Origin of the sequence: Pseudomonas crudilactis (assembly GCF_013433315.1) — a bacterium.
Taxonomy (GTDB): Bacteria; Pseudomonadota; Gammaproteobacteria; order Pseudomonadales; family Pseudomonadaceae; genus Aquipseudomonas; species Aquipseudomonas crudilactis.
In genome coordinates this window covers 84,381-98,030 of sequence record NZ_WXVV01000018.1, presented here as the reverse complement: position 1 = coordinate 98,030, position 13,650 = coordinate 84,381, and the positions used below count along the sequence as shown (strand labels likewise).

The window sequence follows — 13,650 nt, the reverse complement described above, 5'->3', positions numbered from 1 at the left end:
ATGCTGGATAGACTGTTAGCCCTGCTTGTTCTGGCGCTCGTCCTCGGCGTGCCGCTGGGCCTGATCTTCCTGGTCACCGGGCAGTTCCTGATGGACTTCGTGTTCTTCTACCCGCTGTTCATGTCCGGGTTGTGGATTGCCGGTGGCCTGTATTTCTGGCTGCACTGGGAGCGCCACTGGCCGTGGCAGGACGACACCCTGCCGCCGCCACTGGAAGGCGAGCCGCTGATCTCGATCCTGATCCCTTGCTACAACGAAGGCGACAACGCCGCCGATACGATCCACGCGGCGCTGGCCCAGCATTACCCGAACATCGAAGTCATTGCGATCAACGACGGCTCCAAGGACAACACCGCCGAAGTGCTCGATGCGCTGGCCAAGGAAGATCCACGTCTGCGCGTGCTGCATCTCGCGGAGAACCAAGGCAAAGCTGTGGCCTTGCGAATGGGGGCGATCGCTGCGCGCAGTGAGTATCTGGTGTGCATTGACGGTGATGCGCTGCTGGCACCGAACACGGCGGCGTATCTGGTCGCACCGATGCTGGATAACGCACGCCTTGGCGCGGTGACCGGCAACCCTCGGATTCGCACGCGTTCGACGCTGGTCGGGCGGGTTCAGGTCGGTGAGTTCTCCTCGATCATCGGCCTGATCAAACGCACGCAACGGGTGTTCGGGCGGATCTTTACCGTCTCCGGCGTGATCGTCGCGTTCCGCCGTACCGCGCTGAACCGCGTCGGTTACTGGAGCCCGGACATGATCACCGAAGACATCGACATCAGCTGGAAGCTGCAACTCGATCACTGGAGCATCTTCTACGAGCCGCGTGCGTTGTGCTGGATCCTCATGCCGGAAACCCTCGGTGGTTTGTGGAAGCAGCGGTTGCGCTGGGCCCAGGGCGGTGCCGAAGTGCTGTTCAAGAACATCCGTGGCATCTGGCAGTACCGCCATCGTTACCTGTGGCCGCTACTGTTCGAATACTGCCTGTCGACCGGGTGGGCATTCACCTTCCTGTTGTCGGTGATTTTCTGGGGCGTCGGCAAGTTCGTGGTCATGCCGGAAGCCATTGCGGTAGATCACCTGATGCCGCCGGCGTTTACCGGGTTGCTGCTGGCCTTCGTCTGCCTGGTGCAGTTCGCCGTCAGCATCATCATCGACCGCCGCTACGAGCCTGGGTTGGGCAAGACCATGTTCTGGGTGGTCTGGTACCCGATTGCATTCTGGTTTGTCAGTTTGCTGACCACGCTGGTCAGCTTCCCGAAAGTCTTGTTCGGCCAACATCAGAAACGTGCGCGTTGGGTCAGTCCCGACCGGGGTATCAAACCGATTGGCGACGACGAAGAGGAGGTCATCAAATGAAAATCATCCGGACCCGCCAGCGGCCGTTCCTGGTCGTGGTCGATGTGATTCTTACCGTTGTGGCGTGGGTTGGCCTGCTGTTTCTGCTGATCCGTGGCTTGTGGCCGCTGATCGAAACTCACGCGGGCGGGCCGCTGATCGATAAATCGGCGTTCGACGCGCTGGGCACCCTGCAGATTTATCTGTGGGTGGCGTTGGTCAACGCGGTGATTCTGATCGGTTGGGCGCGTTATCAGCAGCGTAAAAGCCGCAGCTTCGCCCAGCGTCGGTTGCCGTCGCCGGTGATCGACGATGAAGGGCTGAGCAAGAGTTTCAAACTCTGCGATGAGCGCTTTCAGAAGCTGCGCACACCCGGGGTTATGACCATTCACAACGATCAGGAAGGTGACATCAGCCATGTGGTGACGCACTTCTGGCCGGTTCGGCAGCAGGAACTGCCACCGCCGCTGGCACCGCTGGAGCATCCACGGGTGATCTTTCTGCATGCCGAGGATGACGATAATCGCGAACCGGTGAATCGTATTACCTGAATGGTGAACCCCGTGTAGGAGCTGCCAAAGGCTGCGATCTTTTGAACTTAAAGATCAACAGATCGCAGCCTTCGGCAGCTCCTGCACGGTTTTTTCAATCGCGGATCAATGTCCAGGCCTCTTCCATAGCCAGCGGTTGCTTCATGCGCTCGGCCAGCAGCGCCATCGCCCGGTCCTTCTCGCAGGCGACTGCAGCGACCAGAATGCCGTTTCTGCCAAACAGACCAATAAATGGCGGATGTTCAGGCTCGCCGCGAAACTCCACCTCATCCCAATGCTCGGCGTGGCCCAGGTAGTCGTAGTTCTTGCCGAAATGCCAGGTCCAGAAGAACGGCACGTCGAGGTAATGTTCGTCGCCACCGAGCATGTTGGCAGCGGCGATGCGTGCGTGTTGCTGAGCCAGGCGCCAGTGCTCGATACGTTGCGGCTGGCCGTGGAGCGGAAACGTAGCGATATCGCCGATGGCCCATAGGCTTTCGCTCAGGCGCATGCGGTCATCGACGCGCAATGACTGATCCTTTTCCCTTGGCAGTGAGGCGAAAGCCTCGGTGGCTGGTTGTACACCGATCCCGACCAGTACCAGATCCGCAGAAAGCCGCAGACCATTGTCCAGCAGCACCGCTTCGACCTTGCCCTCACCGATAATCTCTGTGGCCTCGTGCTCGCTGATGAACTTCACGCCGTTTTCCTCGTGCAAAGCGCGGATGGCTTTGCCCACGGCCTCGCCGAATTGCGCGGCGAAGGGAATCGCGTGGCGAGCCAGCACCGTGACATCGAGGCCATGCTGACGCAGGGCCGAGGCGCATTCGAGGGCGATGAAGCTGTCACCGATGATCACGGCGCGTTGATCGGGGCTGGCCGCTTTCATGATCTGTTCGGCCTGGGCTTTTGAGCGCAGCACGAACACCTGCGGAAGATCGGCTCCGGGTAACTTCAGCGGGTTGGGCTCACCGCCAGTGGCCAGCACGGCCGCGTCGTAGCGCAAGATCTGGCCATCGCTGAGGTGCAAAACCCTGCTTGAGGCGTCGAGCGAGGTGATTTCGTTTTCCAGTCGCTCAATACGCTGCTCTTTATAAAAAGCTTCATCTCGCAGCGGAGGGGTTTCCTCGGGGGGCATTTCCCCTGCGAGAACAAATTTGCTCAGCACCGTGCGGTCGTAACCGGCATCTGCCTCGCGATCAATCATCACGATGCGGCCACCAAAACCTTTTTCCCGCAGCGCTGCCGCACACGCGGTACCGGCCGCACCCGCGCCGACGATCACGAACGTGCGCGAATCATCCGCCGGAGGGGTATGCGGATCCGCCAACGGCTGATCATCGACCCAGACCTCATCGCCACGCAGTTCCAGCGGATAACGTTTGAGGCTGTCGAGCGCCGGTGGCTCGCACAGTGCGCCGTCTTCTGCGCGAAACGCAGCCTTGTGCCACGGGCAGATCAGGCGCCCGTGACACAAGGCACCGTCAGCCAGCGGCGCCCCGGCATGTGGGCATTCGCCTTGAAATGCGCGTAATTGCCCAGCGGCGCGCAGCAGCACAATCTTGCATTCACCGATTTCAACTTGCAGGCCACGGTCTTCAGGGACATCGGCAATACGGGCGACGCGGTGCAGGGACATGGGCGGCTTCCTCGCGGGGCATTTCTCTTGTGAGTTTGCGTCGTAGTGCGAGGTTCAGCCATTTGCTACTGCCACGGCACGAACGGTACGGCTATAGTTTGCAGGCCGAACACGGCCCCACTGCACAAGGTGCTCCCGGAATGACCCGATTGACCTCTCTCAACCCCTGGCTGGCGGCACTCGCCGTCACCCTTTGCGTGCAGTTTCCGGCGCAGGCCCAAGAGCGTTTCACCCTGAGCATTCCGGGTGTTTCCGATAACCGCCTGTTCACCTCGGCAGCGGCGAGCGATGCGCCCGGTTGTGGCGGCAAGAACCAGTCACCGGCCCTGAGCTGGAACGCAGGGCCTGCCGGCACCCAGAGTTATGCGATCGTCATGCACGATCCGGACGGCCAGAAAGGCCTGGGCGTCGATCACTGGATTCATTACGGCATCAAGTCCACCACGCGCCAGATTGCGGCAGGTGTCGGGGCCAAATCCGCGTTCGAAGGCGTTGGCGGCACCAACAGCAAGGGCAACACGCATTACATGGGGCCTTGCCCGCCAGTGGGTGACAGTGCGCACCACTACATCATCCAGATCTACGCACTGGATCTGGCGCCGGACGCCTTGCCGGCCGGTCTGACCCGCGCCGAGCTGATGGAAAAAATCAAAGGTCATGTGCTGCGCAACAGCAGCGCAGTGCGGCGTTATCACCGCTGAAAATATTTTCAGCGGCGTTTAACCCGAACTGAAGGGGCTGCCCGTCTCAGTGGATGAATGATCAATTTCATCCCGAGGTCAGCCCCCATGTCACTTGCTCTTTTGCGTCCTGTCGCGGTTGCTGTGCTGCTGGCGCTCGCCGGTTGCGGTGCTTCGTCCACGCCCGATTCCGCTGCTGTGCCCGCGCCTGCGCAGTCCGAAGTTCTCGTTCGCCAGGAAGCGGTCATGGCTGACACCTCAATGGCCAAACGCGCGCTGTACAGGATGCCCAATGCGGGCAGTGCGCCGATGCCGTTGAGTGAAAGTTATCCACAGGGCTATCGCGACGAGCAGCGCGAGCAGTATCAGGCGTTGGCGGATAACCCGATCCACAGCGTTGCCGAAACGCCGGTTTCAACGTTCAGTGCTGACGTCGACACGGGCGCTTATGCCAACGTCCGTCGCCTGCTCAATCAAGGCCGATTGCCGCCGGAAGGCGCGGTGCGTCTGGAGGAAATGATCAATTACTTCCCTTACGACTACGCGCTGCCCAGCGATGGCTCGCCCTTCGGCGTGACCACCGAACTGGCCGCTTCACCGTGGAACCCGCACACCCGCTTGCTGCGCATCGGCATCAAGGCTTCCGACCGCGCGGTGGCGGAACTGGCCCCGGCCAATCTGGTATTTCTGGTCGACGTGTCCGGCTCGATGGATCGTCGCGAAGGGCTGCCGATGGTCAAAAGCACGCTGAAATTGCTGGTCGATCAATTGCGCGATCAGGATCGCGTGTCACTGGTGGTGTATGCCGGCGAATCCAGAGTGGTGCTTGAACCGACTTCCGGGCGCGAGAAAGCGAAAATTCGTACAGCCATTGAGCAATTGACTGCCGGCGGTTCGACCGCCGGCGCTTCAGGCATCGAATTGGCCTACCAAATGGCGCAGCAGGCCTTCATTCCCAAAGGCATCAACCGCATCCTCCTGGCCACCGATGGCGACTTTAATGTCGGCGTCAGTGACTTCGACAGCCTCAAACAAATGGCTGTGGATAAACGCAAAACCGGGATTTCGCTGACGACCTTGGGTTTCGGTGTGGATAACTACAATGAACACTTGATGGAACAACTGGCCGACGCTGGCGATGGTAACTACGCCTACATCGACAACCTGCGCGAGGCGCGCAAAGTGCTGGTGGATCAGTTGAGTTCGACCCTCGCCGTGGTGGCGCAGAACGTCAAACTGCAGGTGGAGTTCAACCCGGCGCAGGTCAGCGAATATCGCCTGCTCGGCTACGAAAACCGTGCGTTGAAGCGTGAGGATTTCAGCAATGACAAAGTCGATGCCGGTGAAATCGGCGTAGGACATACGGTGACCGCGTTGTACGAAATTGTTCCGGCGGGTGAAAAGGGCTGGTTGGAGCCGCTGCGTTACGCCAAGTCGGAACCGGTTGTTTCCGCGAAGAGCGGAGAATTGGCGATGCTGCGTGTGCGTTATCAGCGTCCCGAAGGTGGGAAAAGTCTGCTGATCGAACGGCCGATCGCCAACCAAGTCGCAACCGCCAGCGAAGATCTGCGTTTTGCCGCCGCCGTGGCCGCATTCTCCCAGCAACTCAAGGACAGTCGCTACACCGGCGACTTCAGTCTGAAAGACACCGAGGCATTGGCCCGTGGCGCGCGCGGCGATGATCGCTTCGGCTTGCGCAATGAGTTCGTGCAACTGGTCGCGCTGGCGCAGAGCTTGCGCAACTCAACCGCTTCGAACGCGCTGGCTACTGAACGACGGATGGAATAAGTGAGTCGTCTGAAAGGCTTCATCAGTCAGCTGTTTGCTTCGGCAGACAGCTCAACCGCCAACAGCGATGAATCGCTGCTGGCGCGTTATCGCGAGGGCGACGGCGCGGCGTTCGAGATCTTGTACGCGCGCCATCGCCAAGGCCTGTACCGGTTTCTACTCGGATTGAGCGGTAAACCGGAACTGGCCGACGAGGTGTTTCAGGAAACCTGGCTGAGCCTGATCCGCAGCAGCAGTCAGCCACAAGGCCGGGCGACATTTCGCACATGGCTGTTCCAGATTGCCCGTAATCGCCTGATCGATCACTGGCGCAAGCATGGCGCCCAGCAACCGCTGCACGACAGTTATGATGAACAAGCACATGCCGTCAGCGACGAGGCGAACGATCCCGAGCAACTGTTCAGCCTCAGCCGCGACAACCAGCGTCTGGAAAGCGCCCTGCAAACCCTGCCCGCCGACCAGCGCGAAGTGTTCCTGCTGCGTGCCCACGGCGACCTCGACCTGGGACAAATCGCCAGCCTCACCGAAACGCCGCTGGAAACCGTCAAAAGCCGCTTGCGCTACGCCCAGCAAAAACTGCGTCGGCTGCTGGCCGAGGAGGTACTGACATGACTGACGCCCGCCAGACACCTGAAGATCCGCTGATCAAACATGTGCGCGAACAGCACAACGCTGAACCGCCAGCGCATCTCGATGCGTTCATCCTCGACGCCGCGCAGCGTCAAACTCCTGCGCCGAAATCAACCCTTTGGCAACGCTGGCTGGATCTATGCCGCAAACCACGCTGGCAAGTCGCGTTCGCCAGCCTCGTTGGCGTGGCATTGATGCTGTCGCTGGTGCAGCGCGCCCCTGAACCGCTGCGCCAGTACGACTACGCCCCAGCCCCCGAACTTGCCGTACCGATGACCGACACGGACTCAGCGCAACTGCACCGATTGTCCGCCCCGGCCGGCGCCATGCCGGCACCTGTGCCGATGATGGAAATGGCCGCGCCGATGCAAGATCAAGCGATCAGCGCCGATGAAACCAAATTCAGCAAACGCGCCACCGCCCCGGCCAATGGCCTCGACGCGCAACTGCGTGAAGTCCTGCGCCTGCGCCAATCCGGACAGTCGCAAGCAGCTGACAGCCTGTTCAACAACCTGCACAAACGCTACCCGAACGCCGATCTCGACGCTCGACTCGAACAGTTGCAAGAAAAATGACCCTGTAAACCTCAGCCATTTGGCAATGCCCCGCAAAAACGCGCACTATCGGGGCATTGCCAATACGCTGGAGGACAACGTGGCATCGAAAATTGACCGCATTGCCCAATTGCTCAACTGCCCGGAAAAGGGCGAAGAGATGCGGCGCGCTATTACCGAGGCACGGAAGGAATTTCTGCTGAACCAGCCGGAAGAAGACGTCGTTGATGAGGACGAGGTTTTTGAGGAGGTTGAGGGGGAAGAGGACGACGATGAATATGATGAGTTTGATTGGACGACGGAATGAATTGAGCTTCAGGCGCTTGCTCAGTTTTTGGTCGCCTGATCCAAGGCAGTGGGCTCAGTGCCGACTCTTTTGTGAAATGTGGCGAAGTGCTTCAATGGCTGACCGTTCGCCTTCTGTCTCTTTCAGAGCCCTGCGTCGTTCGGCATAAATTTCATATTCAGCTCGGGCTTTTTCTTCCGCTGCTTGATTAGTTGTGTGCCCCGATCCTTGCAAAATCTGGCGGCTGTTGAATTCCAAAAACTGGTTCAACTTCTCCTGCCAATCCCGCAGAAAAACCTGTTTGCGCATCATTGCTTGGTCTTCGGCGAAATCCAGCCACATCGTAACGATGCGATTGAGAGCATTGATTTCTTCTTGGATGAGGTAGTTTTTAGCGATTGTGACATCGCTTTTGCGCACTTCATCTCCCTTGAAGTTGGTTAGACCCATATATGGTTTTGAGGCGTCAACGCGCTGGAAGATTAACTCGGCGGCAGTCAGGCCAGTGCTGGCGAAATGAAGCTTGTTTTGGATGATCTGAAAGAACGCAGTCGTATCTTTGTTGGACGGCACATAATCGGCCGCCATCGCGAAGATATCCTTCACCCTTAAATAAACCCGTCTTTCGCTGGCTCGAATATCTCGGATGCGCTCAAGCAGTTCGTCAAAATAGTCAGGTACCTGTGAGTGCCCCACTGGAGGGTTTCTCAATCGCTCGTCGTCCATGGCGAAGCCCTTGACCAGATATTCTTGAATGACCTGGGTGGCCCATCGACGGAATTGGGTTCCTCGCTTGGAACGGACGCGGTATCCCACCGCGATAATCAAGGGCAGGCTGAAATATTTGACGTTGTAAGGTTTGTTGTCGGCGGCAGTTGTTCGGTAAAACCGAACAACTGAATCCTCTGACAACTCGCCCTCGGCAAAAATATGGCTGATATGTTCGCTGATGGTTGCTTTGGCCTTACCGTACAGTTCACAAATCATCGACTGAGATAGCCAAAGCGTTTCGGACTCGAATCGACATTCCAGGCGTACCTGACCTTCGGAGCTTTCAAAAAGCAAAAGCTCCCCTTGAGGGGCTGCAGGATAGGCTGTGTCGTTCTGATCAATCATTGGGCTGTCCGCGACCAGTTCTGGCGAGTCTTTACATTGATCGCAAAGGCTCAGGTTTGGCTACGTAGTGTGGCGAAAACCGCTGGCCTAATGAACCCGATTGTCGTGTAATTTTGTTTCCAACCGATCTTTTCATAAAACCATCGCCCACAAAAAAGCCCCGGACTTCATCAGTCCGGGGCTTTCTCGTTCAAATCAATGGTGCACCAGGCGGGATTCGAACCCACGACCCCTGCCTTCGGAGGGCAGTACTCTATCCAGCTGAGCTACTGGTGCAGCGGGCGACATCATACCTAGGTCGGCTCGGGGCGTCCATGCTGGGTTTGAGCGGGTATTGTCAGTGCGCGTGTCGGCGCAAATCGCTGCATTCCATAAAACGGTAACGTCCTGCAAAACCCTCGCTTGGCGCTTTCGCGGGACTGTTCTATGGTTTTGTGGCGGCTGAGGCTTTTGGCTCGTTGATCTGAAAAATTCCACAAACACGGCGTTTTTGTTCTTTTTTTCGAACGACCTATTGTCCTTTAACCCCTTTGATCCTACGATCCGTTTGAGATTTCAAACGCTCGTTGACCGGGCGTTGAAGCGCCGGTGTTTCGAATCGTGCACTGTTGATGCGCCACACCCGGTCACTGATTTCCCTGACGGCAGCCTCGCGAGGCGCCTTTCTACAATCATAATTTGCTCCGCGCAGGCCGCGGTGCTGTTAAGGAAAGCCGACATGCAGCTTAAAGACACCCTGTTGTTCCGCCAGCAAGCGTTCATTGATGGCGCTTGGGTCGATGCGGACAACGGTCAGACGATCAAGGTCAACAACCCGGCCACCGGCGAAATCCTCGGTACCGTGCCGAAGATGGGCGCTGCCGAAACCCGCCGTGCCATTGAAGCCGCCGACAAGGCGCTGCCAGCCTGGCGTGCCCTGACCGCCAAAGAGCGTGCCGGCAAGCTGCGTCGCTGGTTCGAACTGATGATCGAGAACCAGGACGACCTCGCGCGTCTGATGACCCTCGAACAGGGCAAGCCGCTGGCCGAAGCCAAGGGCGAAATCGTTTACGCCGCTTCGTTCATCGAGTGGTTCGCCGAAGAAGCCAAGCGTATCTACGGTGACGTGATTCCGGGCCATCAGCCAGACAAGCGCCTGATCGTGATCAAGCAGCCAATCGGTGTGACCGCCGCAATTACCCCGTGGAACTTCCCGGCGGCGATGATCACCCGCAAGGCCGGTCCAGCACTGGCTGCCGGTTGCACCATGGTGCTCAAGCCTGCTTCGCAAACTCCATTCTCTGCATTCGCACTGGCCGAACTGGCTCAGCGCGCGGGCATTCCTGCGGGCGTGTTCAGCGTGGTGTCCGGCAGCGCCGGCGACATCGGCAGCGAGCTGACCAGCAACCCGATCGTGCGCAAACTGTCTTTCACCGGTTCGACCGAAATCGGTCGTCAACTGATGTCGGAATGCGCCAAGGACATCAAGAAAGTCTCGCTTGAGTTGGGCGGCAATGCGCCGTTCATCGTGTTCGACGACGCGGACCTGGATAAGGCCGTCGAAGGCGCGATCATTTCCAAGTACCGCAACAACGGCCAGACCTGCGTCTGCGCCAACCGTCTGTACATTCAGGATTCGGTCTACGACGCGTTCGCCGAGAAGCTGAAAGTGGCCGTGGCCAAACTGAAGATCGGCAACGGTCTGGAAGACGGCACCACCACTGGCCCGCTGATCGACGAAAAAGCCGTGGCCAAGGTCCAAGAGCACATCGCTGACGCCGTCTCCAAAGGCGCCACCGTACTGGCCGGTGGCAAGCCGATGGAAGGCAACTTCTTCGAGCCGACCATCCTGACCAACGTGCCGAAAAATGCTGCTGTGGCCAAGGAAGAAACCTTCGGTCCACTGGCGCCGCTGTTCCGCTTCAAAGACGAAGCCGAAGTGATCGCGATGTCCAACGACACCGAGTTCGGTCTGGCCTCCTACTTCTACGCTCGCGACCTCGGTCGTGTGTTCCGTGTCGCTGAAGCGCTGGAATACGGCATGGTTGGCGTCAACACCGGGCTGATCTCCAACGAAGTCGCGCCGTTCGGCGGCATCAAGGCCTCGGGCCTGGGCCGTGAAGGCTCCAAGTACGGCATCGAAGATTATCTGGAAATCAAATACCTCTGCCTGGGCATCTAAGCCGAGAAAGGGATCGCTGCAAACGCAAAGGGCACGAGAGCGCTGTCCCTTTGTGTCGTTTCAAACCGGAATTTTCTCTGCGGCCAGGAACGCCGTGGCAGTCGATCATCGCATGCTGCCACCGTCGATTCCTCCCGCTTAATCCTTGAACCACGCCGCCCGATGAGCGGCGAATGAGGACTGTAATGAGCAAGACTAACGCTGAACTGATGGCCCGTCGTACCGCAGCTGTTCCACGTGGTGTTGGCCAGATTCACCCGATCTTCGCTGAATCGGCCAAGAACGCTACCGTGACTGACGTTGAAGGTCGTGAGTTCATCGACTTCGCTGGCGGTATCGCGGTACTGAACACCGGCCACGTGCACCCGAAAATCATCGCTGCCGTGACCGAACAGCTGAACAAGCTGACTCACACCTGCTTCCAGGTACTGGCTTACGAGCCGTACGTTGAGCTGTGCGAAAAGATCAACGCCAAGGTGCCGGGTGATTTCACCAAGAAAACCCTGCTGGTCACCACCGGTTCCGAAGCCGTGGAAAACGCCGTGAAAATCGCCCGTGCTGCCACTGGCCGTGCCGGCGTGATTGCGTTCACCGGCGCCTACCACGGTCGCACCATGATGACCCTGGGCCTGACCGGTAAAGTCGTGCCGTATTCGGCCGGCATGGGCCTGATGCCAGGCGGCATCTTCCGCGCGCTTTACCCGAACGAACTGCACGGTGTGAGCATCGATGATTCGATCGCGTCCATCGAGCGCATCTTCAAGAATGACGCCGAGCCGAAAGACATCGCCGCGATCATCATCGAGCCTGTACAGGGTGAAGGTGGCTTCTACGTCGCGCCGAAGGAGTTCATGAAGCGTCTGCGTGCGCTGTGCGACCAGCACGGCATCCTGCTGATCGCTGACGAAGTACAGACTGGCGCTGGCCGTACCGGCACCTTCTTCGCCATGGAGCAGATGGGCGTTGCTGCCGACCTGACCACCTTCGCCAAATCCATCGCAGGCGGCTTCCCGCTGGCCGGTGTGTGCGGCAAGGCCGAATACATGGACGCCATCGCCCCGGGTGGCCTGGGCGGCACTTACGCCGGTAGCCCGATCGCTTGCGCCGCTGCACTGGCAGTGATGGAAGTGTTCGAAGAAGAGCAACTGCTGGACCGCTGCAAGGCTGTTGGCGAGCGTCTGGTCACTGGCCTGAAAGCTATCCAGGCCAAGTACCCGGTGATCGGCGAAGTCCGTGCCCTGGGCGCGATGATCGCGGTCGAGCTGTTCGAAAACGGCGACAGCCACAAACCGAACGCTGCCGCTGTAGCGTCGGTTGTGGCCAAGGCGCGCGACAAGGGTCTGATCCTGCTGTCCTGCGGCACCTACGGCAACGTTCTGCGCGTCCTCGTACCGCTGACTTCGCCGGACGAGCAACTGGACAAAGGTCTGGCGATCATCGAAGAGTGCTTCTCCGAGCTCTGATCTGCCCGTGTGACCTGATCGACAAAAAACCCGCTTCGGCGGGTTTTTTTATGCCCTTTGAAACACATCGGGCGCTTTAGCGCTGTATCGAATGGCCAGCATTGGCTAAGGTTCAGGCATTGCAAGGGAGAGCGCGCATGACTGCCGTTGATTTACCCGCCGTACCGCGAGTGCTGATCGCCGAGGCTGATCCGTGGTCTCGCGACCTGCTCAAACAAGTGTTGCTGAACGTGCGTTGCGATGCCCGGCTGGACCTGTGTGCCGATGGCCAGCAAGCCCTGTCGATGCTCAGCGAAATTCCTTATGACCTGGCCATCGTCGATTGGGAGCTACCCGGCGTCGATGGCTTGAGCGTGTTGCGCAGCGTGCGGCAGCGCAAACGCAATCCGCCGCTGCCGTTCATTCTGATGAGCAGCCGCAACGACAGCGCCAGTGTGCGCGAAGCGATTCCGTTGGCGCCGACGGCGTATCTGACCAAACCGTTGAACATGGAAAGCCTGACCGAGCGCTTGCAGGGTTTGCTGCTCGATGCTGGTGAAGAGGTTTTCTGTGAAGTGCCGGCATTGGCGCCGGGCATGACCTTGTCGGTGTTTCTCGAGCGACGTCGTGAGCAGGCCGACGGCGCGCCGTTGATGACCGATGTGCAGGTCGCGGTGAAGCGCAGTCTCAATCCCAATGGCCTCGATCTGAAGCTGCTGGAAGATGAGATCAAAACCGATCCGCAGATCACGGCGGTGTTGATCGCTGCGGCCAACAGCGCGGCGCAGCACCATGGCGCACCGGTGCAAACACTGGCTCAAGCGCTGCATCGTCTGGGCACCGGGCAGAGCATGAACCTGATTCTGGGGCTGGCGCTCAAGCGCAGCGCCAGGCTCAGTGATCCGTGTTTGGCGGATTATGCGGAGCGTTATTGGGGCTTGTCGCTGCACACCGCTGAATATGCGCGCACCCTCGCGCGGCTGCTCGATCTCGATCAGGAGCGCTGCTATTGCGCGGGCATGCTGCATCGGCTGGGTGATCTGGCGTTGCTGCGTTGTCTGCAGGAGTGGCAGCAGGCCGGCGGGGCGCTGGATGAACTGGAGGAAGTCGGCGAGGCGTTGGCTGAGTTTGGCGCGGCTTATGGTTCGGCGTTGCGTACTCGCTGGCGATTGCCGCTGGAATTGCGGGAGCTGATTGCCTCGGTCTACCAGCTCGGCGGTGGCGTGTATTCCCGTGAGGCGCTGGTGATGAACATGGCGGCGCAGATGGCCCGCTTGACCGAGCATGAAGGCGTTGAGGCGCTGGCAAAGAGTCGCACGGCAAGGTTGCTTAAAATCGGCTTGCCGGAGTTGATGCGGATGCGTAAATAAACGACGTACACATTTCCAATGTAGGAGTGAGCCTGCTCGCGATAGCGGAGTGTCATACAACAATTGTTCGTTTGACACTCCGCTATCGCGAGCAGGCTCACTCCTACACTTGATCTCTG

12 protein-coding genes and 1 tRNA gene are annotated in these 13,650 nt (G+C 59.1%); 10 read left to right on the top strand and 3 right to left on the bottom strand.

Annotation, left to right across the window (positions count from 1 at the left end; all coding sequences use genetic code 11):
* The gene (gene pgaC, locus GTU76_RS19915) at positions 1 to 1,356 is read left to right on the top strand and encodes a poly-beta-1,6-N-acetyl-D-glucosamine synthase (RefSeq protein WP_016987619.1); all 1,356 of its coding nucleotides are present in this window, start codon (positions 1 to 3) and stop codon (positions 1,354 to 1,356) included.
* Entirely contained in the window at positions 1,353 to 1,886 is a 534-nt protein-coding gene (pgaD, locus tag GTU76_RS19910; protein ID WP_180699398.1) for a poly-beta-1,6-N-acetyl-D-glucosamine biosynthesis protein PgaD, read from the top strand. The genes pgaC and pgaD overlap by 4 nt, the downstream gene beginning before the upstream one ends.
* 94 nt (positions 1,887 to 1,980) lie before the next feature.
* Here pgaD and GTU76_RS19905 read toward each other — a convergent pair whose 3' ends face one another.
* Complete coding sequence (locus GTU76_RS19905) at positions 1,981 to 3,504, bottom strand: FAD-dependent oxidoreductase (RefSeq protein WP_180699397.1); 1,524 nt, start codon at positions 3,502 to 3,504, stop codon at positions 1,981 to 1,983.
* Positions 3,505 to 3,644: 140 nt separating this feature from the next.
* Between GTU76_RS19905 and GTU76_RS19900 the strand changes: the two genes are divergently transcribed.
* The 5 genes from GTU76_RS19900 to GTU76_RS19880 all read left to right on the top strand — a co-directional run bounded on the left by GTU76_RS19900 (position 3,645) and on the right by GTU76_RS19880 (position 7,463).
* Positions 3,645 to 4,205 carry a YbhB/YbcL family Raf kinase inhibitor-like protein gene (locus tag GTU76_RS19900; RefSeq protein ID WP_095047045.1) on the top strand — a complete coding sequence of 187 codons (561 nt, stop codon included), beginning with the start codon at positions 3,645 to 3,647 and terminating at the stop codon, positions 4,203 to 4,205.
* 87 nt (positions 4,206 to 4,292) lie between these two features.
* Positions 4,293 to 5,972, top strand: coding sequence for a vWA domain-containing protein (locus tag GTU76_RS19895; protein ID WP_016987614.1), 1,680 nt, complete (start codon positions 4,293 to 4,295; stop codon positions 5,970 to 5,972).
* A 30-nt stretch (positions 5,973 to 6,002) separates the two neighbouring features.
* Entirely contained in the window at positions 6,003 to 6,584 is a 582-nt protein-coding gene (locus tag GTU76_RS19890) for an RNA polymerase sigma factor (protein ID WP_026000794.1), read from the top strand.
* Positions 6,581 to 7,177 carry a hypothetical protein gene (locus GTU76_RS19885; protein ID WP_016987612.1) on the top strand — a complete coding sequence of 199 codons (597 nt, stop codon included), beginning with the start codon at positions 6,581 to 6,583 and terminating at the stop codon, positions 7,175 to 7,177. Before GTU76_RS19890 ends, GTU76_RS19885 begins: the two co-directional genes overlap by 4 nt.
* A 19-nt stretch (positions 7,178 to 7,196) precedes the next feature.
* Complete coding sequence (locus GTU76_RS19880) at positions 7,197 to 7,463, top strand: hypothetical protein (protein WP_016987611.1); 267 nt, start codon at positions 7,197 to 7,199, stop codon at positions 7,461 to 7,463.
* Between the two features lie 54 nt (positions 7,464 to 7,517).
* On the opposite strand, the gene GTU76_RS19875 is transcribed toward GTU76_RS19880, so the two are convergent.
* On the bottom strand, positions 7,518 to 8,558 hold the full coding sequence (locus tag GTU76_RS19875; protein ID WP_016987610.1) for a virulence RhuM family protein: 1,041 nt from the start codon (positions 8,556 to 8,558) through the stop codon (positions 7,518 to 7,520).
* Positions 8,559 to 8,757: 199 nt separating this feature from the next.
* Positions 8,758 to 8,834, bottom strand: a tRNA-Arg gene (locus GTU76_RS19870).
* Positions 8,835 to 9,276: 442 nt separating this feature from the next.
* On the opposite strand from GTU76_RS19870, the gene gabD reads away from it, so the two are divergent.
* The 3 genes from gabD to GTU76_RS19855 all read left to right on the top strand — a co-directional run bounded on the left by gabD (position 9,277) and on the right by GTU76_RS19855 (position 13,531).
* On the top strand, positions 9,277 to 10,719 hold the full coding sequence (gene gabD / locus GTU76_RS19865) for an NADP-dependent succinate-semialdehyde dehydrogenase (protein ID WP_016987609.1): 1,443 nt from the start codon (positions 9,277 to 9,279) through the stop codon (positions 10,717 to 10,719).
* Between the two features lie 185 nt (positions 10,720 to 10,904).
* Positions 10,905 to 12,182 (top strand): 4-aminobutyrate--2-oxoglutarate transaminase, encoded by a 1,278-nt coding sequence (gabT, locus tag GTU76_RS19860; RefSeq protein WP_016987608.1) that lies wholly within the window; start codon positions 10,905 to 10,907, stop codon positions 12,180 to 12,182.
* Between the two features lie 137 nt (positions 12,183 to 12,319).
* A complete protein-coding gene (locus tag GTU76_RS19855; protein ID WP_016987607.1) occupies positions 12,320 to 13,531 on the top strand; it encodes a response regulator in 1,212 nt (403 codons plus the stop codon).
* The last annotated feature ends 119 nt before the right edge of the window (positions 13,532 to 13,650 follow it).

What these genes read in the sequence shown, in the direction of transcription:
- GTU76_RS19905 (WP_180699397.1), bottom strand. Translation starts at nt 3,504, where the DNA reads ATGTCCCTGCACCGCGTCGCCCGTATTGCCGATGTCCCTGAAGACCGT.
- gabD (WP_016987609.1), top strand. Translation starts at nt 9,277, where the DNA reads ATGCAGCTTAAAGACACCCTGTTGTTCCGCCAGCAAGCGTTCATTGAT.
- GTU76_RS19875 (WP_016987610.1), bottom strand. Translation starts at nt 8,558, where the DNA reads ATGATTGATCAGAACGACACAGCCTATCCTGCAGCCCCTCAAGGGGAG.
- GTU76_RS19900 (WP_095047045.1), top strand. Translation starts at nt 3,645, where the DNA reads ATGACCCGATTGACCTCTCTCAACCCCTGGCTGGCGGCACTCGCCGTC.
- pgaD (WP_180699398.1), top strand. Translation starts at nt 1,353, where the DNA reads ATGAAAATCATCCGGACCCGCCAGCGGCCGTTCCTGGTCGTGGTCGAT.
- pgaC (WP_016987619.1), top strand. Translation starts at nt 1, where the DNA reads ATGCTGGATAGACTGTTAGCCCTGCTTGTTCTGGCGCTCGTCCTCGGC.
- GTU76_RS19895 (WP_016987614.1), top strand. Translation starts at nt 4,293, where the DNA reads ATGTCACTTGCTCTTTTGCGTCCTGTCGCGGTTGCTGTGCTGCTGGCG.
- GTU76_RS19885 (WP_016987612.1), top strand. Translation starts at nt 6,581, where the DNA reads ATGACTGACGCCCGCCAGACACCTGAAGATCCGCTGATCAAACATGTG.
- gabT (WP_016987608.1), top strand. Translation starts at nt 10,905, where the DNA reads ATGAGCAAGACTAACGCTGAACTGATGGCCCGTCGTACCGCAGCTGTT.
- GTU76_RS19855 (WP_016987607.1), top strand. Translation starts at nt 12,320, where the DNA reads ATGACTGCCGTTGATTTACCCGCCGTACCGCGAGTGCTGATCGCCGAG.